Consider the following 25,377-nt stretch of genomic DNA (forward strand, 5'->3'; position numbering starts at 1 on the left):
ACCATACTCATGATGAATCATTAAATATAAGCGCGGAGATTCTGCGATGAATACTTCAGTCAGCACTCGTCGTTCGGTCATCCTGTGGATGTATGAAAATGATAACGGCCATGTTCCCAAGCGAGTGCTGTGTCAGTTGCTTGAGGACAAAGGGTTTGTCGTTTTTTCCGAGTTTGATATGCGCGAGTGTTATGTGATCTCAGGCAAGGTTTATTCAGCCTGTGGGCGTTGCCTTAGTGATTTTGATGCACTGTTTCATATGAATGCCGATGAACAATCTGCCTACCAGGCGGATATTCTTCGGGCACTCCAAGATAGTGGGGTGGCAGTGGTGAATGAATGCGTTTCGTTTTTCAATTGCCGTGATAAATTCAAAGCCAATCAGTTGTTGCGCAAGCAGGGTGTTACCGTTCCGGATGCTGCGTTGCTGGGAACGTCGGTTGCGGATTCTGTTATTCATGAGTTGTTTGCGCGCTGGGGGAGTCTCGTTTACAAACCGCGCTCAGGGCACGGTGCGGTGGGGATCATGCGCTTCGTGGATGCCGAGCAGTTCATTGATTTTATTCAGGCCACCGGCCATTTTCTGTCCGATTATTATGTTGAGCAATACATAGAGTTCGGTGATTACGATCGCCGTGTCGAAATTTTCAACGGCGAGTTGATGGGCGGCTACAGTCGCAAGAAGAAACACAGTTTTAAAACAAATATATCTGCCGGCGGCGAAATGACGCCTCGAATTCTGGGAGGCGAAGTGGAAGTGGCGCTTGAGGCCGCCAAGGTCTTGGGGATAAATGGAACTATCGTCGATATGGTGCAATCCGCTGTGGATGGGAAATTCTATGTGCTTGAGGTGAATCCTCTACTAGGGATTTTTGTAGAGTCGGCAATGCGTGCAGGCACCAAGATGCCTGATACCGAGCCGGATCAACGCTATTCATATGACAGGTTAAAGTTGGACTCCATCGCCGATTACATTGATACATTGCCGGTCCGCGCTGATCGATAAATTCCATACTGCGCGCCTTTCGCAACGTGCTTACTATTAAACAGTCCACTTATCCAGGGAGGTGAATGATGCAGCCCGTCATTCTCATCAGCGCCGCGCGCCAGCGATTAGCAATAAATCACTCGGCTGCCTTGTCAGTGAACGTGGTCAATAGCAGCTTTATCGATCTTCTGATTTCGTTGAAGTGCCTGCCTCTTATTCTTTCGCCTGGCATGTCCACCGAGTGTGTCGAGCGCTTGTTTGAACTGGCAAGCGGCTTGCTGTTACCGTCCGGTCAGGATCTGTGTCCCAGTAGTTATGGAGAGGCGCTCGAAGTCACTTATACCTCCCAGGTTACGGGCGTAGGAGAGGCCTACAAGCGCCCCATGATGTTGAGTCCCGACAAAGACCGTGACGCACTGGAGCTGCTGTTGTATCGGGAAGCCAAGGCCCGCAAGCTTCCCATTCTAGGGGTGTGCAGGGGCATGCAACTGATTAACGTTGCAGAAGGGGGAACGCTCTTTCAGGAGATTCCTTATCGGGGCGTCGATCACAGTATAGATAATGACGGTTGGATCAACTATCACCCTGTTGACGTGGACCCCACCAGCCAGCTTTACGCGATCACGCAGAGAAGCACGCTCACTATTTCATCTGTGCACCATCAAGCAGTCAAGCGTTTGGCACCTTCGTTGAAGGCCAATGCGATATCGGACGACGGGTTGATAGAGGGCTTGGAACTTAACGGTGATGATCATTTCGTTCTGGGATTGCAGGGGCATATTGAAAAGACATTAGTTAATCACCCGGAAAACATGCAGATATGGAAACGTTTCGTCAGTGAAGCTGCTAAAAGGAGCCTAAGGGATGTCGATTAACCATTTTCAAGTCCCCCTCTATCAGCGCGTGGTCGGGAACCTTGGTCGCTTTTTTGAAAAGGGCGAGCCCGGTGATATTCCGTTATTGAGTAAACAGGAAATCATTTCCGGATTTCCGCAAAACTTTATGACGGATGCGATGCGCATGGGCATTGAGGGAGGAGATGTTGAGTTCGCCAGTACATCGGGTAGCAGCCATCAAATTCTTCAGATCATTCGATATAAAGGCTGGTGGAGCCGTGAGTTCACGTATGCCTATCAATGCGTGAGTGATATGGCCGGCTACTCAATACAGCATGATAAAAAAGCAGTGTTGACCACCGCGGCATGTTCTGCGGTCTCGTGTTTTTTGGATAATCCTGACTATAACGAAAGAATACACAACGGCGTACTGAACCTTAACACTCACCCGGACCCTACCCGCTGGACCATGACCGACATCAAGCGGATCGGCGCGGAACTGTGGATGTTTGCTCCAAGGTTGCTGGAGATAGATCCAACTTACCTGGCAATTTTCCTGGTCAAACGGGCTGAGTATAAAATCGATGAGCCCTTGTATATCCCTGATTACATCGCCGCTTCTTATGAGTACCTGACCGCTACTGTGCGCAGGCTGATTGAACGCGCTTACGGTAGGCCAGTATTGAGCATGTATGGCTCTACGGAATTAGGCGTTATGTTTATGCAAAATCGGGCGGGCACCTTTGTGCGCTGTGGCCATGAAACCATTATAGAGCTCAAACCGTATTTACCTGAGCGCAATATATTCGAGCTGATTGTCACATCCTGGAAAAACCCGCTTATGCCTTTTTTGCGTTACGCCACCGGAGACTTGGTTGAGCTAGCCGATGGAGACTGGGCAGGGCATGCCTTCAAGCCGTCAGAGGCTATTCCTCTATTAAAGTTACACGGCAGGGTCAAGGATGCGATCGTGACCGATGAGGGCGATATCAAGACGCTTGCTGACCTCGATGAAGTGCTTACGGTTTGCGCACCCTGGGTACGGCAGTATCAACTGCAGGTAACCGACGCCTGCGTCACGTTGCTCTATGTGATGAATGCCTCGAATGACGCGGTGGATATGTCAGTCGTTCATGCCTCACTACGCCATTGGTTTGGCCGTCAGCGTGTGGTTGAACTGCTTGCTGTTCCAAGTATAGCGCCTGAATCATCGGGTAAATTTGCGATCGTCAAATAATCCTGTTCGGGATTAAAAATGACGTGCTTATAAAGAGAATATGTTATGCAAACGTCAAATATGAGAAGCCTGGTGTTGCCCGATCCGCGTAATGACTTTCCGTTTCTTCAAGATAATCAGCGTATTTATTTCGACAGCTCATCAACATCGTTAAAACCGACGCCGGTCATTGAGGCCATCACTGATTATTATCGGAATGCTGCCAGCAACGTCGGACGTTCGAATCATCAATATGCCCAGTTGTCCTCTCAGCTCTATGAGGCTTCTCGAAATAAAGTTGCTGGTTTTCTAGGCGGCAGTGCTGATGAAGTGATATTCACCGCTAATTGTACGGACTCGATCAATCTGGTGGCCAATGCGCTGTCGCTGGGGAAGGACGACCATGTCGTGGTTTCGCCCCTGGAGCATCATTCCAATCTGTTGCCTTGGCTGTTTGGATGCCGAGTGACCGTGGCCAGGCTGGATCAAAGCGGTTGCATAGACCTTGATCATCTGGATTCGCTGCTCGCCGCTGACCCTGCGAAGTTGGTTGCCGTTTGTCACGCCTCGAATGTCACCGGTAATGTGCAGCCGGTGCGCCAACTGTGTGCTATCGCCAGGGCACGAGGAGCGTTGAGCTTGGTTGATGCTGCGCAGACCGTTGGTCATATCCCGGTCAACGTAGGGCATATGGCCTGTGATTTTCTCGCTCTGTCCGGGCACAAGATGTTTGGGCCATCAGGAATAGGGGTGCTTTACGTTCGACGGGACTTGCAGGCATCCATGAAGTGTCATCGCTACGGCGGTGGCATGGTCAATAAAGTGGGCAGTGACGATATCAGCTTTCAATCCGGGCCCGGCCGTTTCGAGGCTGGAACGCCGAACATTGAGGGCGCCATAGGTCTGGGGGCCGCAGTCGACTATATAAACAGCTTGGGTGTCCAGTTGGTTCATGACCACGATAAGGACTTGGAGCGTTATTTTTCGTCGCAGATTCGTACGGTGCGCAATATTGAGATGGCTTTCCCTTTAGCGCCTCAACACCTGCCGATTTTCCCTATCGTTCCCGCAGGCAACGTGGAGCTCGGGTTTGTTTCAAGGATTCTTTCCGATCGTTACGACATCGCAGTGAGTTCCGGATTTCAGTGCAATCAGCCGCTGTATAGAAGTAGCGGTATTAACGGTGCTTTGCGTGTCTCGATGCATCTTTACAATACCCGGCAAGATATCGACAGGCTGATGACAGCATTGCGTGATCTTGAAGACCTGTTGGCGTAGTGCGAGTGGACAATCAATATGGCCGGTGAGCTGCTTGAAGTGCAGGATGAGAGAACCATAATAAAGGACGATTGTGTTGCCTATTTTCATCGGCACATCAAGTCCAGGACGTCGTCGTTGATTGGGCTTGAATATGAGTTGATCCTGATTGATCGAACGACCTCGTTGAGCGTGCCTTTTTTTGGCGTGCGCAGCTTGTCGAGTATCTTCAAAGGCTTGTTAAGCTACGGATATGCGCCTGTTCATGACGACGGCCTGATTGTTGGGTTGAAGCGCAGGGCCACGGTTGTAAGCCTCGAACCCGGCGGGCAGATGGAGTTTTCTTCTTCTCCGCTTCGTCTTGTTTCTGACATCCTTGTTGAACTCGAGATTTTCTTGCGCGAACTTGATGAGGTCTGTAACAGGCTGGCCATTTCTTTATTACCCATTGGGTTTAGACCGTTCGGCGATGTGTCGTCGGTTGCGACGGTGCCGCGTAAACGCTACCTGCATATGATGCCCATTTTGGAGAAAGTCACGGGCGCATCGGCGGGTCAAAAGATGACAGCGTCAATGCAGGTATCTGTCGATTACTTCTCTGAACGACATGCCGGAAAACTCTTGAAATTGGGGGTTGCGTGCCAACCCTATATTGTCGCGCTATTTGCCAACTCACCTTATTCTGCTGCCGTGTCCAGCCGCTATAAAAGTCACCGTATGCATGCGTGGACATTATTTGATCAACAACGCGCAGGTATCCCGGATTTCATGTTGAGCGCCGAGTTCGTTCCAAACGCCTTTGAACACTATGTCGAATGGGCACTGGATAAGCCGGTTCTGTTCATTCAACGTGAGGGCGAGCTGATCCATATGAATGACTTGATTTTTCGGGATTACATTCGTCTAGGCGCTCGCTCAGGTGGCGCAACACTCCAGGACTGGGTCATGCACCTAGGCACGCTGTATCCAGAGGCACGGCTGAAAAATGTCGTCGAGTTTCGTTCTGCCGATACCTGTGCGTCGCCATTTGCCGCTTCACTTGCAGCGTTCTGGAAGGGGTTGGCCTATAGCGAGGAAGCCCTGGATGGCGCATTGGATTTTCTAGGGGGGCAAGCGCTGAATGAGTTGAATATAAAATATGCTCAGGCCGCGGAGTTTGGCATGAAGGGCGTCGACTCTTCCGGAATCTCACTCGCCTCGGGTATACAGCGACTTGTCGAGCTTGCCTCTGAAGGGTTGGATTGCCAGGGGGCGGCGGATACGGAGAGGGAGTATCTACGATCATTGCAGCGGATGATTTCGGCGGGCTATTCCCCGGCTGACCTAATGCTCAAAGACGGGGCGCCATTATGGTTTTCTACAGCCCGAAAACGGGGTGACCCAAACGATATATGCCTTCCTTAAATTAACCCGCAGCGCGTTGCGAATAGCGCTCGATTGTAATATATTTCCCCTCTCGGAAAATTGGGTGTCTGCGGGTTTTTAGGAGTTGTTCATGCAAATAGATAGTATAAGGAAGATTGAAGAAAAATGGCTCGCGCGCTGGGAAAATGAAAAACATTACTCCGTTAAACTAGACACTTCGCTGCCTAAATACTATTGCCTTGATATGTTTCCTTACCCATCGGGTGCAGGCCTGCACGTTGGCCATCCCCGGGGTTATATTGCCACCGACGTGTACAGTCGCTTCAAGCGGATGTTAGGGTTCAATGTATTGCATCCGATGGGCTTCGACTCGTTTGGATTGCCCGCAGAACAATATGCGATCGAGACCGGACAGCACCCCAGGATTACCACCGACAAAAATATAGCGACTTTTAAGGCGCAGCTCAGGAAGTTGGGTTTTTGTTACGATACGGATCGTGAAATAAAAACCTCCGACGCTCAATATTATCATTGGACACAATGGATATTTTGCCAGTTGTTCGACAGTTGGTACTGCCTTGATTCCCAGAAGGCTCTTCCTATTAGTGTACTGATTGAAAAGTTCGAGCACGCCGGCAACACAGCAGTCAATGCCTGGTCGGATGTTCGGACTTCAGTCATTACCGCGGCGCAATGGGCCAGCTTCTCGGCACTGGAAAAATCGGCATTTCTGATGAACTACCGATTGGCTTATCGTGCCGACTCTTACGTCAATTGGTGCCCGGCCTTGGGCACTGTTTTGGCCAATGATGAAATCAAGGAAGGTTTTTCCGAGCGCGGCGGTCACCCCGTTCAGAAAAAGATGATGAAACAATGGATGTTGCGCATTTCAGCTTATGCCGACCGGCTGCTTGAAGGCCTCGACGGGCTGGAGTGGCCTGAAGCGCTCAAGGATATGCAACGCAACTGGATTGGCAAGTCACAGGGCGCTGAAATAGATTTTCAGGTTCGCGACTCTAAGTGTTCCATCAAGGTCTTCACGACGCGCCCTGATACGCTTTTCGGCGCTACTTTTCTGGTGGTGGCGCCCGAGCACGAAGTCGTTGAGGCGATCACCCCTCAATCATTCAAGAGCGAGGTGACGGGCTATCGCAATGAGGCAGCCTTGCGTTCCGAGCGTGATCGCATGGCCAAGACAGATCGTGTGACGGGCCAATTTACCGGTGCCTATGCGATCCACCCGTTGACCGGCGAGAACCTCCCGATCTGGATTGCTGACTATGTCCTGGCCGATTACGGGACTGGCGCCATCATGGCGGTACCGTCCGGCGATCAGCGCGATCTCAACTTTGCTCAAACATTCGATCTGCCCATCACGTATATCTACGAGGGGGCAGAGCAGGCGAGCAAGCCGTTTTTGGTAACCGAGGGCAAGCTGATCAACTCTGGTGAGGTCACAGGCCTGTCTCGTACAGAGGCTACCGAGTGGATCTTGAACCGCTTGGTGTCGAGCGGGGTAGGTAAGCGCGCCTTCAGCTATCGCATCAGAGATGCGATTTTTGGACGCCAGCGTTATTGGGGTGAGCCGATTCCGATTTATTACGACGAGCAGGGTGTTCCTCGCGCAGTGCCTGAGGAGGACCTGCCCGTAACGTTGCCCGATGTCGAGGCCTTCTTGCCGACCAGTGAGGGTGAGCCGCCGTTGGAGCGCGCCAGTAGCTGGCGTTATGGCGGTCATAAGTATGAAACGACCACGATGCCGGGTTGGGCCGGATCCAGTTGGTACTTTCTCAGGTATATGGATCCGTCCAATACCAACGAACCCGTTTCGAAGGCTGCGTTGGCTTATTGGCAGTCCGTGGATCTCTATGTGGGCGGTGCCGAGCATGCTAATGGCCATCTGCTTTACTCGCGTTTCTGGACTCACTTTCTTAAGGACCGCGGTCTCATCACATTTGATGAGCCGTTCAAGAGAGTCCTGTGCCAAGGCATGATTCTTGGGGTTTCGGCGATCATTTACCGAGACAAATCGACCCATGAGTTCGTGTCCGCCGATCTCAAGGGAGCGCGCGATCTCCAGCCGCTGTATGTGGATATCAGCTTTGTAAATGACAAGAACCAGGTTGATGTCGAGGCGCTTCGTTCATGGCGTCAGACATATACCCAGGGCGAGTTTATCTATTCGAACGGTACCTTTCTGTGTGATCGTTTATCGGAAAAGATGTCCAAGTCCAAATACAACGTAGTCAACCCGGATGACTTGATCGATGTGTATGGGGCCGACACCTTCCGCCTCCACGAGATGTTTCTCGGTCCGATTGATCAGACCGCCATCTGGTCGACGCAATCCATTGATGGGCCGCACAAGTTCTTGCAGAAGATATGGCGGCTTTTTCAGGATGAGCACGGTGCTGCCATCGTGCAGGACCTCGCTGCCACTGGCGAAGAGCTCAAGGTGCTGCACACGGCCATCGCCAAGGTGCGCCGAGCGACCCATGAGATATCCTACAACACCGCTATTGCAGCGTTGATGATCTGCGTGAATCAGCTCAGCGCATTGCACTGCCATAAGCGGGAAGTGTTGGAGCTGTTGCTCAAGTTGCTGCATCCCTATGCTCCATTCATTACCGAGGAGTTGTGGTCTGAGGCCCTTGGTCACAAGGTATCCATTCTGGACGCCGGTTATCCAACCGCCGATGAAAGCTTGCTGTATGAGGCTGAATTCGAGTGCCCGGTGTCCATCAACGGAAAGCTGCGGACCCGCATCATGCTTCGGCGCGGTATGAGCGAAGACGCGGTAAAGTCACTGGTATTGCTGGATGCAACAGTACAGCGCTGGCTGTCGGGGGGGCGCGTGGATAAGTTCATCTTCGTCCCGGATCGTATCGTCAACATCGTGTGCTCTTCGGGCGCCGAATAAGGCGAAGCGCCTGTTAAAAACAACGTCTGGCCCAGTAATCGCGGCGGGTCCGGCGTTGTTTTCGGCTGCGTGGATCAGGCGTCAAAGCCACTGTCGGCGGGAAGGCTGGCGCCGCTGATATAGCCGGCATCCGGCCCTGGCAAGTACCCGCTTAATGGCGGCGCGTCGCAGCCAGGTCGATTTCCAGGGCCATGATGCTAACGCCTTCGCTGATGCTGGAAGGGCCGAGTCGACGAATGCTGAAGTTCTTTTTAAGCAGTAGTCTTGCTATAGCGCTCGGCGAAACGGTCAGCAGTTGGCGAGCTCCCAGAGACTTGGCGTATTCAATGGCTGCAAGCAGCAGAGACATTGAATGGGAGGAGGAGTAGGTGCTAAGCGCGTCAGTGTCCTTTTCGAGCGCCACTGCCGCAAATCTGGAAAGCTCCCACACATGTTTTTGTGACGGCGGTTGGGTTGCGCCTAACAAGTACGGGAAAATCTCTGATAAAAGATAGGGACTGGTCGTCGGCAGGAGGCGCGCGGTGCCAACGATTTTGCCTGCCTCATCTTTGGCCGTGATATAGAACGTGTCATCCCGGTCAAACTCGTCCAACTCCAGTTGATTAGGGCAATCCAATGGCCAGCCGAGTTTTTCCACGAATACTTTATAGCGGTAAGAAGCAATATCTTGTTTGAGCGCGGTGCCTAATGCTCCGCCATTTCCAGAAATAATACGCATCATCCATCCTTGGCATTTAGAGTATCGCGCGATTTTATAGTGGATAAGCGGTCCGGGTGGCTACCATTATCGGTAGGTGGGCGAACGTTTCCTGCGTTGGACACAACCCAATGTCTTCTGTTTGAGGAGAAGTCTCCTATGCCGAGCCTCTCCCGTACGAGCGAAAATTGCCCCCTCAGCAATTGCGGTTATACAGCCTGATTCGTCATCACCGGATGAGAGAAAACGTTTCAGCACACGTGTGGGTGGATCTGAATGTGAGTGAAGCGAATTCGGGTCACTTGAAGTGCCCCCCCCTGGCCATTATCGGCGACGCTGAATAAAGGCACGAATCCGTTCAGCCGCTTCCACACACTCCGCCAGCGGCGCAACCAGCGCCAGGCGCACGCGCCCCGCGCCCGGGTTGAAACCGTCCACTTCACGCGACAGATACGAGCCCGGTACCACCGTCACGTGTTCTTCCACGAACAAATCGCGGCAAAACGCTGCATCGTCGCCATTCACATTCGGCCACAGATAAAAGCCACCGTCCGGGCTTTGCACATCCAGCACCGGCTTGAGGATCGCCAGCACGGCGTCGAATTTTTCGCGATACAGGTCACGGTTGGCCAGCACGTGGGCCTCGTCCTGCCAGGCGGCGATGCTGGCCAGTTGGGTTTGCACCGGCATCGCGCAGCCGTGGTAGGTGCGGTACAGCAGGAAGGCCTTGAGGATATCCGCGTCGCCAGCCACAAACCCGGAGCGCAGGCCCGGCAGGTTGGAACGCTTGGACAGGCTGTGGAACACCACGCAACGCTTGAAGTCCTGGCGACCCAGTTCAACGCAGGCGCTGAGCAGGCCCGGCGGCGGGGTTTGTTCGTCAAAGTACAGCTCGCTGTAGCATTCGTCGGCGGCAATCACGAAGTCGTGCTCGTCGGCCAGGGCGATCAGCTTTTTCAGGGTGTCCAGCGGAATCAGCGCACCGGTCGGGTTGCCTGGGGAGCACAGGAACAGGATCTGGCAACGTTTCCAGATGTCCGGTGACACGGCATCGAAGTCCGGGTTGAAACCATTAGTGTCCAGGCATGCCAGGTAATGCGGCTTGGCCCCTGCGAGGAACGCGGCGCCTTCGTAGATCTGGTAGAACGGGTTCGGGCTCACCACCAGCGCGTCGTCACCGCGATTGACCACGGTCTGGGTAAAGGCAAACAACGCCTCTCGCGTACCGTTGACCGGCAGGATGTTGCGCGCCGGGTCCAGCCAGCCGTGCGGGACGTTGAAGCGGCGCTCGCACCAGGCCCCAATCGCTTCGCGCAGTGCGGGGATACCCAGCGTGGTCGGGTACACGGCCATCTGATCGAGGTTGTTACTCAGCGCCTCAGCGACAAACGTCGGAGATTTGTGCTTGGGCTCGCCGATGGACAGCGCAATCGGGCGTTTGTCCGGGTTTGGTTTGACGCTGCCGAGCAGTGCGCGCAGTTTCTCGAACGGGTAGGGCTGCAGCTGGTTCAGGGCGTTGTTCATCGAAAGTCTCGTCAAATTCAGTTGCCGGCGAAAATTAAATGTGGGAGGGGGCTTGCTCCCGATTGCGGTGTGTCAGTCAGCTGATTGTTATCTGATCCACTGCTATCGGGAGCAAGCCCCCTCCCACAGAGCCGATGTTCATAGGGTCAAGCGTGTCAGCTCGACGCCGGGTTCCTGGGTCACGCTCAATTGCTCCACGATCGCTTCCTGCAAGCGGCGGCACAGCTCAGGGTCGGACAGCGGCTGGTTATCGGCGTCGGTGATGAAGAACACGTCTTCCACGCGCTCGCCGAGGGTCGCGATCTTGGCGTTTTGCAGCGACAGGTCGAACTCCAGGAAAATCCCGCCAATCCGTGCCAGCAGGCCCGGGCGATCCGGCGCGCTGAGCTCCAGCAAAGTGACCGGGCGCTGGGCGTCGTTGGAAATAGTCACCTGGGGTGCAAAGGCAAAGTGCTTGAGCTGGCGCGGTACGCGGCGCTGGATGATGGTTGGATAATCATCCGGGTTGCGCAGGGCTTCGGTCAGGCCTTCGCGGATCTTCTTCACGCGCAGCGGGTTATCGCCAATCGAGTCGCCATCGGTGTCGAGCACAATATAGGTGTCGAGGGTGAACTGGCTGCTGGAGGTGATCACCCGGGCGTCGTGAATGTTCAGGTTGAGCTGGTCCATGGCCGCCACGGTCACGGCGAAGAAGTCGTGCTGGTCCGGCGCGTAGATGAAGATCTGCGTGCCGCCTTCGAATTCGCGCTGGGTGGTTTCCTTGATCAGTACCAGTGGGCCACCGTCGGCCGGCTGCTGAAGGATGGCGTCGGTGTGCCAGGCGACGTCGCCGGCGGTGTGGCGCAGGAAGTAATCGTCACCCAGTTGCGACCATAGTTGTTCGACGTCATCCGGGTCGTTGCCGCCGCGCACCAGGATATCCAGCGCCGCGCTTTGGGTGCGGCGGATCTGCTCTTCGCGGTCCACCGGGTTTTCCAGGCCGCGGCGCAGGGCGCGCTTGGTCTCGGTATAGAGCTGGCGCAACAGGCTGGCGCGCCAGGAATTCCAGAGCGTGGGGTTGGTGGCGTTGATGTCGGAAACGGTCAGCACGTAGAGGTAGTCGAGGTGGGTCTCATCGCCCACGATCTGCGCGAAGTCGTGGATGACTTGCGGGTCGGACAAGTCCTTGCGCTGGGCCGTGGTCGACATGACCAGGTGGTTCTGCACCAGCCAGACGATCAGGCGGCTGTCCCACACCGGCAACTGGTGGCGCTGGCAGAACGCTTCGGCATCGACCGCGCCGATCTCCGAGTGATCGCCATGTCGACCCTTGCCGATGTCGTGGTAGAGGCCGGCCAGGTAAATCAGTTCCGGCTTGGGCAGCTTGGCCATGAGCTTGCTGGCCAGCGGGAATTTCTCTGACACTTGGGTGTACTGCAACTTACGCAAATGCTTGATCAGGTTCAGGGTGTGCGCGTCCACGGTGTAGATGTGGAACAGGTCATGCTGCATCTGCCCGACGATAAAGCCGAACTCCGGCAGGTAGCGCCCGAGGATGCCGTAGCGGTTCATCCGCCGCAGGTTGCGGTGGATGCCGATCTTGCACTTGAACAGTTCGATAAACAGGCTGGTGTTGCGGATGTCGTGACGAAACGCGTCGTCGATCAGATGACGGTTTTCCCGCAGCAGGCGGATGGTGTCGGCGCGCACGCCTTTGATTTCCGGCTGCTGGGCCATCAACACGAAGATTTCCAGCATGGCGAACGGCGTGCGGCGGAACACGTTGTCGTTGCGCGCCTCGATATAGCCATCATGCAGCTGGAAGCGTGCGTTGATCGGCTGCGGCGGCGCTTCGTCTTCGGGCGCCAGGATCACTTCTTCGAAGTGCTGGATGATCAGGTCGCTGAGCTGGGCGATGCTCATCACCACCCGGTAATACTGCTGCATGAAGCTTTCGATGCTGGTCTTCGCATCTTCGCCTTCAAAACCCAGCAGGGTGGCGATGGAGCGCTGATGGTCGAACAGCAGGCGGTCTTCGGAGCGCCCGGCAAGCATGTGCAGGGCGTAGCGCACCTTCCACAGGAACTCCTGGGACGAGGCCAGCAGGGTGTTTTCGCTCTCCACCAGAAAACCCTCGCCGGCCAGGGCGCGCAGGTTCAGGGTGCCGTACTGACGACGGGCCACCCACAAAATCGTCTGGATATCGCGCAGCCCGCCCGGCGAACCCTTGACGTTGGGTTCCAGGTTGTATTCGGTGTCGTTGTATTTGTGGTGCCGTGCCTTTTGCTCGGCGCGCTTGGCCAGGAAAAACTCCTTGCTTGGCCACATGTGCGCGGTGCTGGTGACCTCGAGCATGCGCTGGCGCAGGCGCTCGGGACCACATATGGTACGGCTTTCCATCAGGTTGGTGACGACCGTCAAGTCGGCGCGGGCCTCTTCGGCGCACTCTTCGACCGAGCGCACGCTCTGGCCGACTTCCAGGCCGATGTCCCACAACAGGGTCAGAAAGCGCTCGATGGAATCGCGAAATATCTCATGGTCGGCGCTGTCCAGCAGGATCAGCAGGTCGATGTCGGAGTAGGGGTGCAGCTCGCCGCGCCCGTAGCCGCCGACCGCCACCAGGGCGATATCCGCCTCGGTGCTCCAGTCGAACTGTTCCCAGGCTTTTTGCAGGATATTATCGACGAACCAGGCACGGTCCTCGATCAGTCGGCGTATGTCGCGGCCACTGCGAAAGCGCGCGTCGAGCACGTCGCGCGCCTGGCGGATCGCCTTCTTGAACGCAGCGATGGGGCTTGCCTTCAACGCCAGTTCGGCCTGGAACTGGCCACGGTCGAAGAGTTCTGGATCCACCTGGGGCATCGATCGGCTTTCCTTTCTATCTGTCAGTCAGTCATTACACCGTTGGGAAAACCTGCCCGGCCTTTACGCCGATACGCGTGGAATCGTGTCATCGGCGCGCAGGGTAAAGATCTCGTAGCCGGTCTCGGTGACCAGCAAGGTGTGTTCCCACTGCGCCGAGAGCTTGCGGTCCTTGGTGATGGCGGTCCAGCCGTCACCCAGCACCTTGGTATCGGCCTTGCCCTGGTTGATCATCGGCTCGATGGTGAAGGTCATGCCCGCCTTGAGTTCCATGCCTGTGCCGGCGCGGCCGTAGTGCAGGATCTGCGGTTCTTCGTGGAACACAGTGCCGATGCCGTGGCCGCAGAATTCGCGTACCACCGAGAAACCGTTCTTTTCGGCGTGCTTCTGGATCACTTCGCCGATATCGCCCAGGCGGCAGCCAGGCTTGACGATCTCGATGGCCTTGTACATGCATTCCTGGGTCACCTGGGACAGGCGCTCGGCCCACGGCGCCACGGTGCCGACATGGAACATGCGGCTGGTGTCGCCGAAGTAACGGTCCTTGATCACGGTGACGTCGATGTTCAGGGTGTCGCCATCCTTCAGCGGCTTGTCACCCGGAATCCCGTGGCAGACCACGTGGTTGACCGAGGTGCAGATCGACTTGGGGAAGCCCTTGTAGTTCAGCGGCGCAGGGATGGCGCCTTGCACGTTGACTATATAGTCGTGGCAGATCTGGTTCAGTGTCTCGGTGGTGACGCCGGGCTTGACGTGCTCGGCGATCATTTCCAGCACGTCGGCAGCCAGTTTTCCGGCAATGCGCATGCCGGCGATGTCTTCGGCGGTTTTCAAACTCACGGTCATACAGGCTCTCTCTAGCGCAATACGCTGAAATCAATTCGGTTGACGGGCGTGCGACAAAAGGTTGCGGAATTCGCACAAGCCACAAAAAACGCGATTCTAGCAGACGATGGCGTCAAATCATGAGCCTCTGATGATCGCTTCTCTCTATAAGGTAGGGGTAGGTCGGCTCTATTCAAGGGGTTACGTGAGCGCGTCGCGCGGCAAACGTGAATGCGTGTTCCGTTTTTGTCGATGCTGTGGTATAAAATGCGCCGCTTTCCGGGGATACCCCGCAGAGCTTAAATCCACACACGTGTCGACACGATGACCTGGGTGCCGGAGGCCTTGAAGCCGCTGGTTGGTCATTGGGATACGTGGAGGCCAAACCCGACTTATTAAGGAACTATCATGTCCCAAGTCAACATGCGCGATATGCTGAAGGCCGGTGTGCACTTCGGTCACCAGACCCGTTACTGGAACCCGAAAATGGGTAAGTACATTTTCGGCGCACGTAACAAGATCCACATTATCAACCTTGAAAAAACCCTGCCAATGTTCAACGAAGCGCTGACCTTCGTAGAGCGCCTGGCTCAGGGCAAAAACAAGATTCTGTTCGTCGGCACCAAGCGTTCCGCTGGCAAGATCGTTGCTGAAGAAGCAGCACGTTGCGGTTCGCCGTACGTCGATCACCGCTGGTTGGGCGGCATGCTGACCAACTTCAAAACCATCCGTGCTTCCATCAAGCGTCTGCGTGACCTTGAAGTGCAAGCCGAAGACGGTACTTTCGCCAAGCTGACCAAGAAAGAGGCGCTGATGCGCACTCGCGACCTGGAAAAGCTCGATCGTTCCCTGGGTGGTATCAAGGACATGGGCGGTCTGCCTGACGCACTGTTCGTTATCGACGTTGATCACGAGCGCATCGCGATCACCGAAGCCAACAAGCTGGGCATCCCGGTTATCGGCGTAGTCGATACCAACAGCAGCCCGGAAGGCGTTGACTACATCATCCCAGGCAACGATGACGCAATCCGCGCTATCCAGCTGTACATGGGTTCGATGGCTGACGCTGTAATCCGTGGTCGCAACCACGTTGCTGGTGGTACCGAGCAGTTCGTTGAAGAAGCTCCGGTAGCTGCCGCTGAGTAACTGACGCCCTGGCGTTGACTCAGTAAGCAAAAAGGGGGCTTGGCCCCCTTTTTGCCACCTCGAAAACCGTTTGTCGGCGCCCACTTGTGGCAGCGCAACATGGCAACTGTAACGTGCAGCGGCCTACAACGGTGGTTCGGGAAGAATTGATCCCCCGTTCGATCGGGTGGAATGGTTGAAAACCTATCCAAGAGGAATTTGAAAATGGCAGCAATTACTGCAGCGTTGGTTAAAGAACTGCGTGAGCGTACCGGCGAAGGCATGATGGATTGCAAGAAAGCCCTGGAAAAGGCTGACGGCGACATTGAAAAAGCCATTGATGACATGCGTGCTTCCGGCGCGATCAAGGCTGCCAAGAAAGCAGGCAACGTAGCTGCTGAAGGCGCTATCGCTCTGAAAGAAGACGGCAAATCCGCCGTTCTGCTGGAAGTGAACTCGCAGACCGACTTCCTGGCTCTGCAGGACGACTTCAAGGCATTTGTTGCTGCCAGCGTTGATAAAGCGTTCGCCGACAAGCTGACTGACGTCGCTCCGCTGATCGAAGCTCAGGAAGCTGCACGCCTGGTACTGGTCGGCAAGGTTGGCGAAAACGTCAACATCCGTCGCCTGACCCGTGTGGAAGGTGATGTTGTTGGTGGTTACCTGCACGGCAACAAAATCGGTGTAGCGGTTGTTCTGAAAGGCGGCGACGTTGAGCTGGCTAAAGACATCGCCATGCACGTTGCTGCAAGCAACCCTGAGTTCCTGCTGCCTTCGGAAGTGTCTGCCGAAGCGATCGAGCGTGAAAAAGCTGTGTTCCTGCAGCTGAACGAAGAAAAAATCAAAGGCAAGCCGGAAAACATTGTTGAAAATATGGTCAAGGGCCGTATCAGCAAGTTCCTGGCTGAAGCAAGCCTGGTTGAGCAGGCGTTCGTCAAGAACCCTGAAATCAAGGTGGGCGAACTGGCCAAGAAAGCCGGTGCTGAAATCGTTTCCTTCACCTACTTCAAAGTAGGCGACGGTATCGAGAAGCCGGTCGACAACTTCGCTGAAGAAGTTGCTGCCCAGCTGGCTGCCGCCAAGCAATAAGACAGTTTTCAACTGTCGCCCGAAAGAGGCTGCCCGCTCACGCGCGCAGCCTCTTTTCAAATGGGAACGCTAATTTTATTTGGCTTCCCCTCGGAACTGGCTTACAAAGCCGTGTTCCGATGGCGCTGTGATAGCGTCCAGCTAGAGTGAACGCAAGCCGTAAACGGCTCGCCAAGAATTTTTTAGAACATACGCCGCAGGAGAGATTCGCAATGGCTCAGCAGGGCAGTGGTTATCAGGCTCGCTATAAACGCATTCTACTCAAGCTCAGCGGCGAGGCCCTGATGGGCTCGGAAGAGTTCGGGATCGACCCCAAGGTGCTTGACCGCATGGCGCTCGAAGTCGGCCAATTGGTCGGTATCGGTGTTCAGGTGGGCCTGGTGATCGGCGGTGGCAACCTGTTCCGCGGTGCGGCGCTGAGTGCTGCCGGCATGGATCGGGTCACCGGCGACCACATGGGCATGCTGGCCACTGTGATGAACGCCCTGGCCATGCGCGACGCCCTGGAGCGCGCCAACATCTCGGCCATCGTGATGTCGGCGATTTCCATGGTCGGCGTGACCGATCACTACGATCGCCGCAAAGCCATGCGCCACCTGAACGCCAAGGAAGTGGTGATTTTTGCCGCAGGCACCGGCAACCCGTTCTTTACCACCGATTCGGCCGCGTGCCTGCGCGCTATCGAAATCGACGCCGACGTGGTGCTGAAGGCGACCAAGGTGGATGGCGTATACACTGCAGATCCATTCAAAGACCCGCATGCCGAGAAGTTCGATCATCTGACCTACGATGAAGTGCTGGATCGCAAGCTGGGTGTGATGGACCTGACGGCTATCTGCCTGTGCCGCGACCACAAGATGCCGCTGCGCGTATTTAACATGAACAAGCCCGGCGCCCTGCTGAATATCGTACACGGCGGCGCGGAAGGGACTCTGATCGAGGAAGGCCAACAATGATCAACGAAATCAAGAAAGACGCTCAAGAGCGTATGCACAAATCCCTGGAGTCTCTGAACCACGCGTTCGGCCAGATTCGTACCGGCAAGGCGCACCCGAGCATCCTGGGCAGCGTGATGGTGCCGTACTACGGCACGGACACGTCCATCACCCAGGTGGCCAACATCACCGTAAAAGACTCGCGCACCCTGCAAGTCGTAGCGTTCGAGCGCAACATGCTCGGTGCTGTCGACAAAGCCATCCAGAGCGCCGGCCTGAACCTCAACCCGACCAACCTGGGCGAGTTGCTGCTGATTTCCATGCCTGCCCTGACCGAAGAAACCCGCAAGGGCTTCACCAAGCAGGCGCGCAGCGCGGCTGAAGATGCACGCGTGGCCGTGCGCAATATCCGTCGCGATGCCTTGGGTGATCTGAAGAAGCTGGTCAAGGACAAGGAAATCAGCGAAGACGAAGAGCGTCGCGCCGTCGCCGATATCGATAAGCTGACCAAGGATGCGGAGGCCCAGATCACCAAGGCCACCGAGGAAAAAGAAAAGGACCTGATGGCCGTATAAGGGGTCAGGACGCCTTCATGGAAAAGACCAAGCAGACTGTGCCCTCTGTGGTGCCGCGCCATGTCGCGATCATCATGGATGGGAATAATCGCTGGGCGAAAAAACGCTTTATGCCGGGTGTTGCCGGGCATAAAGCGGGTGTCGATGCGGTGCGCGCTGTCATCGAAGTGTGTGCCGAAGCCAAGGTTGAAGTGCTGACGCTGTTTGCCTTTTCCAGTGAGAACTGGCAACGGCCCGCCGAAGAGGTCAGCGCCTTGATGGACCTGTTCTTCAAGGCGCTGCGTCGCGAGGCCAAGCGCCTCAATGACAACAACATCAGCCTGCGTATCATTGGTGACCGCTCCCGCTTCCACCCGGAGTTGCAGGCGGCCATGCGTGAAGCCGAGGCCATCACTGCCGGCAGCAACCGTTTTGTGCTGCAGATCGCAGCCAATTACGGCGGCCAGTGGGACATTGCCCAGGCTGCGCAGCGACTGGCCCGCGAAGTGCAGGCCGGTCATCTGCGTCCCGACGACATTACGCCCGAACTGTTGCAAACCTGCCTGGTGACCGGCGACCTGCCGTTGCCGGACTTGTGCATTCGTACCGGTGGTGAGCACCGCATCAGCAATTTCCTGCTGTGGCAGCTGGCCTATACCGAGCTGTACTTCTCCGACCTGTTCTGGCCGGACTTCAAACACGATGCCATGCGCAATGCGCTGGCCGATTTCGCTTCCCGTCAGCGTCGCTTCGGTAAAACGAGCGAGCAGATCGAAGCTGGAGCCCGGGTTTAAATGCTTAAACAACGAATCATCACGGCACTGATCCTGCTGCCGATTGCCTTGTGCGGTTTTTTCCTGCTTGAAGGTTCCGGTTTTGCGCTGTTCATCGGCCTGGTCGTCACGCTCGGAGCATGGGAGTGGGCGCGTCTGGCGGGGTTCAGCGACCAATTGCCACGTATCGCGTACGCCGCCATCGTTGCGCTGTTGCTGTTCCTGATGTACATCCTGCCCGATATCGCGCCCTGGGTGCTGGGGGCGGCGGTACTGTGGTGGGCCACGGCGACGTTCCTGGTGCTCACCTATCCACGGACCAGCGGCCAGTGGTCCAGTGTCGCGTGCAAGCTGGTAATTGGTTTGCTGATCCTGCTGCCGGCCTGGCAAGGACTGGTGGAAATCAAGCGTTTCCCGAACGGCAACGAATTGATCCTGGCCGTCATGGTGCTGGTCTGGGGCGCTGACATCGGCGCCTACTTTTCCGGCCGTGCCTTTGGCAAGCGTAAGCTGGCGCCGGCCGTCAGCCCGGGCAAGAGCTGGGAAGGCGTATACGGCGGTCTGGCGTTTACGCTGCTGATTGCGTTGGGGGTCGGTGTGCTGCGTGACTGGTCGGTGAAGCAGATCTTCCTGGCCTTGCTGGGCACTGCCGTGGTCGTATTCATTTCGGTGGTGGGTGACCTCACCGAAAGCATGTTCAAGCGTCAGGCCGGGATCAAGGACAGCAGTAACCTGTTGCCGGGTCACGGTGGCGTGCTGGACCGTATCGATAGTCTCACCGCTGCGTTGCCGATCTTTGCCGTGTTGCTGTGGATGATCGCTTCGTGAGCCGCCTGCAACAGGTCACGGTGCTGGGCGCGACGGGCTCGGTCGGGCTGAGCAGCCTGGATGTCATCGCCCGTCATCCCGATCGCTATCAAGTGTTTGCCCTGACTGGCTTCACGCGTATCAGCGAGCTGCTGGCGCTGTGCGTGCGCCACTCGCCGCGTTTTGCGGTGGTGCCGCAGGCAACTGCTGCGCGTGGCCTGCAGGATGATCTGCGCGCGGCCGGCCTTGCCACCCAAGTGTTGGTGGGTGAGGAAGGGCTGTGCCAGGTGTCGGCGGATGCCGAAGTGGATACGGTGGTGGCGGCAATAGTCGGGGCAGCGGGTTTGCGTCCCACGCTGGCCGCAGTCGATGCGGGCAAAAAGATCCTGCTGGCCAATAAAGAAGCCCTGGTCATGTCCGGTGCGCTCTTCATGCAGGCCGTGCGCAAGAGCGGTGCGGTCCTGTTGCCCCTAGACAGTGAGCACAATGCGATCTTCCAGTGCATGCCCGCCGATTTTGCCCGTGGCTTGAGTCAGGTGGGTGTGCGCCGGATTTTGCTCACGGCTTCCGGTGGCCCCTTCCGGCAAACGCCGCTGGATGAGCTGGAGTATGTATCGCCGGACCAGGCGTGTGCGCATCCGAATTGGTCCATGGGGCGCAAAATCTCCGTGGATTCGGCAAGCATGATGAACAAGGGGCTGGAGCTGATCGAGGCGTGCTGGTTGTTCGATGCGCGGCCTGACCAGGTGGAAGTGGTGATTCACCCGCAAAGTGTGATTCATTCCCTGGTCGATTACGTTGACGGCTCGGTGCTGGCGCAATTGGGTAACCCCGATATGCGCACGCCGATCGCCAATGCCCTGGCGTGGCCGGAACGGATTGACTCCGGTGTGGCGCCGTTGGACCTGTTTGCGATTGCGCGCCTGGATTTTCAAGCACCGGACGAGCAGCGTTTCCCGTGCCTGCGTCTGGCCCGGCAGGCGGCCGAGGCGGGTAACAGCGCGCCAGCCATGCTTAATGCAGCCAATGAAGTCGCCGTGGCGGCGTTTCTCGAACGGCGCATCCGCTTTCCGCAGATCGCGAGTATCATCGAGGATGTTCTGAATCTTGAGCCCGTAGTGGCTGTGAATGATCTGGGGGCCGTGTTCGAAGCGGATACCAAGGCCCGGGCCCTGGCTGAGCAATGGCTGGACCGCAACGCGCGTCAGGCTGTGGGCGGGTGAGCGCCTTCAGGCATCGGATTGAAATGCGGAGAAATTAGATGAGTGCGCTCTACATGATTGTCGGCACCCTGGTTGCTCTGGGTGTGCTGGTTACCTTCCACGAATTCGGCCACTTCTGGGTGGCGCGTCGTTGCGGCGTCAAGGTATTGCGCTTTTCCGTCGGTTTCGGCATGCCGCTGGTTCGCTGGCATGATCGTCGTGGTACCGAGTTCGTGATCGCAGCCATCCCGTTGGGTGGCTACGTGAAGATGCTCGACGAGCGAGAAGGCGAAGTGCCTGCGGATCAGTTGGACCAATCCTTCAACCGCAAGACCGTTCGTCAGCGTATCGCCATCGTGGCCGCCGGGCCGATTGCCAACTTCCTGTTGGCGATGGTGTTTTTCTGGGTGCTCGCCATGATGGGCAGCCAGCAGGTGCGCCCGGTCATCGGCGCGGTCGAGTCAGGCAGTATTGCAGCCAAGGCCGGGCTGGTGGCAGGGCAGGAAATTGTTTCCATTGATGGCGAACCCACCACCGGTTGGGGCGCGGTCAATTTGCAGCTGGTGCGTCGACTGGGTGAAAGCGGTACCGTCAATGTGGTGGTGCGCGAGCAGGACTCCAGCGCCGAAAGCCCGCGTGAGCTGGCGTTGGACCGTTGGCTGCAAGGTGCTGACGAGCCGGATCCGATCAAATCCCTGGGCATTCGTCCCTGGCGTCCGGCGCTGCCGCCGGTACTGGCCGAGTTGGATCCGAAGGGGCCGGCGCAGGCCGCAGGCCTTAAAACCGGTGATCGGCTGTTGGCCCTTGATGGCCAGGCACTGGGTGACTGGCAGCAAGTGGTCGACCTGGTGCGTGTACGTCCTGATACCAAAATTGTGCTGAAAGTTGAGCGTGAAGGTGCTCAAATCGACGTCCCTGTGACCTTGTCGGTTCGTGGGGAGGCCAAGGCCGCCGGGGGTTACCTGGGTGCCGGGGTCAAAGGTGTCGATTGGCCGCCATCGATGGTGAGAGAGGTCAGCTTCGGGCCGTTGGCCGCGATTGGCGAGGGTGCCAGGCGCACTTGGACCATGAGCGTGCTGACCCTCGAATCCCTCAAGAAAATGTTGTTCGGCGAGCTCTCGGTAAAAAACTTGAGTGGACCGATAACCATTGCTAAAGTGGCGGGCGCTTCTGCCCAGTCGGGTGTCGCGGATTTCCTGAATTTCCTGGCTTATCTGAGTATCAGCCTTGGAGTTCTGAATTTGCTGCCCATTCCTGTATTGGATGGGGGGCATCTGCTGTTTTATCTGGTCGAGTGGGTGCGTGGTCGCCCCTTGTCGGATCGGGTGCAGGGTTGGGGGATACAGATCGGTATCAGTTTGGTGGTCGGAGTGATGTTGTTAGCTCTGGTCAACGATCTGGGACGACTGTAACGCTTCGCTGAATTGCGAATCTGCCGCATTTTGCGGCAGTTTGTTTATTGCCAGTTGGAATAAGAAAGGACTTCATGAAACGTCTGCTGCTAACTGCGGTTCTCACCGTATTGATGATCGCCGAAGTTCACGCCGAGTCCTTCACCATCTCCGATATTCGCGTCAACGGCCTCCAGCGGGTTTCCGCGGGTAGCGTCTTTGGTGCCTTGCCGTTGAACGTCGGGGAACAGGCTGATGATCGTCGCCTGGTGGAATCCACTCGTGCGCTGTTCAAAACCGGGTTCTTTCAAGATATCCAACTGGGTCGCGAAGGCAATGTCCTGGTCATCACCGTCGTCGAGCGGCCTTCGGTTGCGAGTATCACGATCGAGGGCAACAAGGCCATCTCCACTGAAGACCTGATGAAAGGGTTGAAGCAGTCGGGCCTGGCCGAGGGCGAGATCTTCCAGCGCGCCACCCTTGAAGGTGTGCGTAACGAACTGCAACGCCAGTACGTTGCCCAGGGCCGCTACTCGGCGAGCGTGGACACGGAAGTGATTCCGCAGCCGCGTAACCGGGTAGGCCTGAAGGTCAACATCAACGAAGGCACCGTGGCGGCCATCCAGCACATCAACGTGGTGGGCAACACCAAGTTCGCTGATGAAGACCTGATCGGCCTGTTCGAACTGAAGACCACCAACTGGTTGTCATTCTTCAAGAATGATGACAAGTACGCCCGTGAGAAATTGTCCGGCGACCTGGAACGCCTGCGCTCCTACTACCTGGACCGTGGCTACATCAATATGGACATCGCATCGACCCAGGTGTCCATCACCCCGGACAAGAAGCACGTCTACATCACTGTCAACGTCAACGAAGGCGAGAAGTACAAGGTTCGTGACGTCAAGCTCAGCGGTGACTTGAAAGTACCTGAAGACCAGGTCAAGTCCCTGTTGCTCGTCCAGAAGGACCAGGTGTTCTCGCGCAAGCTGATGACCACCACGTCTGAGCTGATCACCCGTCGCCTCGGTAACGAAGGCTACACCTTCGCCAACGTCAACGGCGTGCCGACCCCGAACGATGAAGACCACACCGTGGACATCACGTTCGTCGTGGATCCGGGCAAGCGTGCCTACGTCAATCGCATCAACTTCCGTGGCAATACCAAGTCCTCGGACGAAGTGCTGCGTCGTGAAATGCGTCAGATGGAAGGTGGCTGGGCGTCGACTTACCTGATCGACCAATCCAAGACCCGACTCGAGCGCCTGGGCTTCTTCAAGGAAGTCAACGTTGAAACCCCGGCCGTACCGGGTGTGGATGACCAGGTCGACGTGAACTACGCCGTTGAAGAACAAGCCTCGGGCTCGATTACCGCCAGCGTCGGTTTCGCACAGAGCGCCGGTTTGATCCTGGGCGGTTCCATCACCCAAAACAACTTCCTCGGTACCGGTAACCGTGTCTCCATCGGCCTGACCCGAAGCGAATACCAGAGCCGATACAACTTCGGCTATACCGACCCCTACTGGACTGCAGACGGTGTGAGCCTGGGCTACAACGCCTTCTATCGCACCACCGACTACAAAGACCTCGACGTTGACGTTGCAAGCTACGCGATCGACAGCCTCGGCGCCGGTGTGAACGTGGGTTACCCGATCAGCGAGACCTCGCGTCTCACCTTCGGCCTGACCGCGCAGCAGGATGAGATCAAGACCGGTGTGTACACCGTGGACGAGATCTTCGACTTCACCCGCCGTGAAGGCGACAAGTTCCTGAACTTCAAGGCGTCTGCCGGCTGGTCCGAGTCGACCCTGAACAAGGGCGTACTGGCAACCCGTGGCCATTCCCAGAGCCTGACCGCGGAAGTCACCACGCCGGGCAGCGACCTGTCGTTCTTCAAACTCGATTATCGCGGCCAGTTGTTCCAGCCGTTGAGCGACAACTACACCATGCGCCTGCACACCGAGCTGGGCTATGGCGACGGTTATGGTTCGACCGATGGCTTGCCGTTCTATGAAAACTATTACGCGGGTGGTTTCAACTCGGTACGTGGCTTCAAGGACAGCACCCTGGGTCCGCGTGGTACGCCGAGCCGTGGCCAGGACTTTACGGGTAACCAGGGCACGCGAGTGGACTCCGACAACAAGCCGCTGCCATTTGGCGGTAACGTTCTGATCCAGGGCGGTGCAGAAATTCTGTTCCCGCTGCCATTCGTGAAAGATCAACGTTCCCTGCGTACTTCGGTCTTCTGGGATGTGGGTAACGTGTTCGACTCCAAATGTGAGCAGATCACCAACCCGAACGGTTCGCGGTCCAACACCCAGTGTAACGACGTGAGTCTCAGCAATCTGGCGAGCTCCGTGGGTGTGGGTGTGACCTGGGTGACCGCGCTGGGCCCATTGAGCTTTGCTCTGGCCATGCCGATCAAGAAACCGGATAACGCTGAAACCCAGATTTTCCAATTCTCCCTTGGCCAGACGTTCTAAGCGTCTGACCTAAGATAACGACAACGGATTCTGTAGGAGTACATCGTGCGTAAGTTGACTCAATTGGTCCTGCTGGCCACTGTGCTGGTAACCACCCCGGCCTTCGCCGAAATGAAAATTGCCGTGCTGAACTATCAGATGGCCCTTCTGGAATCTGACGCGGCCAAGCGTTACGCCGTGGATGCCGAGAAGAAATTCGGTCCGCAACTGACCAAGCTCAAAACCCTGGAAAGCAGCGCCAAGGGCATCCAGGACCGTCTGGTTGCCGGTGGCGACAAGATGCAGCAAGGCGAGCGTGAGCGTCTGGAGCTTGAGTTCAAGCAAAAGGCCCGTGACTACCAGTTCCAGTCCAAGGAGCTGAACGAAGCCAAGGCGGTTGCCGACCGTGAAATGCTCAAGCAGCTCAAGCCCAAGCTCGACAGCGCCGTGGAAGAAGTCATCAAGAAGGGTGCCTTTGACTTGGTGTTCGAACGTGGCGCCGTGATTGACGTCAAGCCTCAATACGACATCACCCGCCAGGTGATCGAGCGCATGAACCAGCTGAAGTAA

General features: G+C 56.5%; 20 protein-coding genes. 16 read left to right on the forward strand and 4 right to left on the reverse strand.

The genetic code is table 11. The annotated features are described in order from the left end of the window. Window positions 1-46: 46 nt before the first annotated feature. The 6 genes from BFP90_RS13370 to leuS all read left to right on the forward strand — a co-directional run bounded on the left by BFP90_RS13370 (window position 47) and on the right by leuS (window position 8,582). Entirely contained in the window at window positions 47-1,006 is a 960-nt protein-coding gene (locus BFP90_RS13370) for an ATP-grasp domain-containing protein (RefSeq protein WP_083203243.1), read from the forward strand. 68 nt (window positions 1,007-1,074) lie between these two features. Continuing rightward, entirely contained in the window at window positions 1,075-1,863 is a 789-nt protein-coding gene (locus BFP90_RS13375) for a gamma-glutamyl-gamma-aminobutyrate hydrolase family protein (protein WP_163003342.1), read from the forward strand. Next, a complete protein-coding gene (locus tag BFP90_RS13380; RefSeq protein WP_065896959.1) occupies window positions 1,853-3,061 on the forward strand; it encodes a hypothetical protein in 1,209 nt (402 codons plus the stop codon). Before BFP90_RS13375 ends, BFP90_RS13380 begins: the two co-directional genes overlap by 11 nt. A 45-nt stretch (window positions 3,062-3,106) precedes the next feature. Continuing rightward, the gene (locus BFP90_RS13385) at window positions 3,107-4,318 is read left to right on the forward strand and encodes an aminotransferase class V-fold PLP-dependent enzyme (protein ID WP_083203244.1); all 1,212 of its coding nucleotides are present in this window, start codon (window positions 3,107-3,109) and stop codon (window positions 4,316-4,318) included. 18 nt (window positions 4,319-4,336) lie between these two features. Then, window positions 4,337-5,701: a glutamate-cysteine ligase family protein gene (locus tag BFP90_RS13390; protein ID WP_065896961.1), complete on the forward strand. Its 1,365-nt coding sequence runs from the start codon at window positions 4,337-4,339 to the stop codon at window positions 5,699-5,701. Window positions 5,702-5,792: 91 nt separating this feature from the next. Beyond that, window positions 5,793-8,582, forward strand: a complete 2,790-nt coding sequence (gene leuS, locus BFP90_RS13395) for a leucine--tRNA ligase (protein WP_065896963.1) — start codon at window positions 5,793-5,795, stop codon at window positions 8,580-8,582. Window positions 8,583-8,733: 151 nt separating this feature from the next. Here the strand turns inward: leuS and BFP90_RS13400 are convergent, their stop codons facing one another. From BFP90_RS13400 to map, 4 genes are all read right to left on the reverse strand, one after another. Beyond that, the gene (locus BFP90_RS13400) at window positions 8,734-9,300 is read right to left on the reverse strand and encodes an acyl-homoserine-lactone synthase (protein WP_065896965.1); all 567 of its coding nucleotides are present in this window, start codon (window positions 9,298-9,300) and stop codon (window positions 8,734-8,736) included. Between the two features lie 303 nt (window positions 9,301-9,603). Continuing rightward, the gene (gene dapC, locus BFP90_RS13405; RefSeq protein WP_065896966.1) at window positions 9,604-10,803 is read right to left on the reverse strand and encodes a succinyldiaminopimelate transaminase; all 1,200 of its coding nucleotides are present in this window, start codon (window positions 10,801-10,803) and stop codon (window positions 9,604-9,606) included. A gap of 138 nt (window positions 10,804-10,941) precedes the next feature. Then, entirely contained in the window at window positions 10,942-13,644 is a 2,703-nt protein-coding gene (locus BFP90_RS13410) for a [protein-PII] uridylyltransferase (protein WP_065896968.1), read from the reverse strand. 63 nt (window positions 13,645-13,707) lie between these two features. Then, window positions 13,708-14,490 carry a type I methionyl aminopeptidase gene (map, locus tag BFP90_RS13415; protein WP_065893367.1) on the reverse strand — a complete coding sequence of 261 codons (783 nt, stop codon included), beginning with the start codon at window positions 14,488-14,490 and terminating at the stop codon, window positions 13,708-13,710. A 387-nt stretch (window positions 14,491-14,877) separates the two neighbouring features. Between map and rpsB the strand changes: the two genes are divergently transcribed. From rpsB to BFP90_RS13465, 10 genes are all read left to right on the forward strand, one after another. Further along, the gene (rpsB, locus tag BFP90_RS13420) at window positions 14,878-15,615 is read left to right on the forward strand and encodes a 30S ribosomal protein S2 (protein ID WP_003219330.1); all 738 of its coding nucleotides are present in this window, start codon (window positions 14,878-14,880) and stop codon (window positions 15,613-15,615) included. A 204-nt stretch (window positions 15,616-15,819) separates the two neighbouring features. Continuing rightward, window positions 15,820-16,683 carry a translation elongation factor Ts gene (tsf, locus tag BFP90_RS13425; protein ID WP_065886087.1) on the forward strand — a complete coding sequence of 288 codons (864 nt, stop codon included), beginning with the start codon at window positions 15,820-15,822 and terminating at the stop codon, window positions 16,681-16,683. A 212-nt stretch (window positions 16,684-16,895) separates the two neighbouring features. Next, window positions 16,896-17,639 (forward strand): UMP kinase, encoded by a 744-nt coding sequence (gene pyrH / locus BFP90_RS13430; protein WP_003172271.1) that lies wholly within the window; start codon window positions 16,896-16,898, stop codon window positions 17,637-17,639. After that, window positions 17,636-18,193 carry a ribosome recycling factor gene (gene frr / locus BFP90_RS13435; RefSeq protein WP_065886088.1) on the forward strand — a complete coding sequence of 186 codons (558 nt, stop codon included), beginning with the start codon at window positions 17,636-17,638 and terminating at the stop codon, window positions 18,191-18,193. The genes pyrH and frr overlap by 4 nt, the downstream gene beginning before the upstream one ends. Window positions 18,194-18,210: 17 nt before the next feature. After that, window positions 18,211-18,966, forward strand: a complete 756-nt coding sequence (uppS, locus tag BFP90_RS13440; RefSeq protein ID WP_017137143.1) for a polyprenyl diphosphate synthase — start codon at window positions 18,211-18,213, stop codon at window positions 18,964-18,966. Continuing rightward, window positions 18,967-19,773 (forward strand): phosphatidate cytidylyltransferase, encoded by an 807-nt coding sequence (locus BFP90_RS13445; protein ID WP_065896970.1) that lies wholly within the window; start codon window positions 18,967-18,969, stop codon window positions 19,771-19,773. Then, window positions 19,770-20,975 carry a 1-deoxy-D-xylulose-5-phosphate reductoisomerase gene (gene ispC, locus BFP90_RS13450; protein WP_065896972.1) on the forward strand — a complete coding sequence of 402 codons (1,206 nt, stop codon included), beginning with the start codon at window positions 19,770-19,772 and terminating at the stop codon, window positions 20,973-20,975. The genes BFP90_RS13445 and ispC overlap by 4 nt, the downstream gene beginning before the upstream one ends. A 38-nt stretch (window positions 20,976-21,013) precedes the next feature. After that, window positions 21,014-22,366: a sigma E protease regulator RseP gene (gene rseP, locus BFP90_RS13455; protein ID WP_065896973.1), complete on the forward strand. Its 1,353-nt coding sequence runs from the start codon at window positions 21,014-21,016 to the stop codon at window positions 22,364-22,366. Window positions 22,367-22,440: 74 nt separating this feature from the next. Beyond that, window positions 22,441-24,828 (forward strand): outer membrane protein assembly factor BamA, encoded by a 2,388-nt coding sequence (gene bamA / locus BFP90_RS13460; protein WP_065893371.1) that lies wholly within the window; start codon window positions 22,441-22,443, stop codon window positions 24,826-24,828. Between the two features lie 45 nt (window positions 24,829-24,873). Beyond that, on the forward strand, window positions 24,874-25,377 hold the full coding sequence (locus BFP90_RS13465; protein WP_003189173.1) for an OmpH family outer membrane protein: 504 nt from the start codon (window positions 24,874-24,876) through the stop codon (window positions 25,375-25,377).

Source organism: Pseudomonas sp. 24 E 13, from assembly GCF_900004715.1.
GTDB classification, from domain to species: domain Bacteria; phylum Pseudomonadota; class Gammaproteobacteria; order Pseudomonadales; family Pseudomonadaceae; genus Aquipseudomonas; species Aquipseudomonas orientalis_A.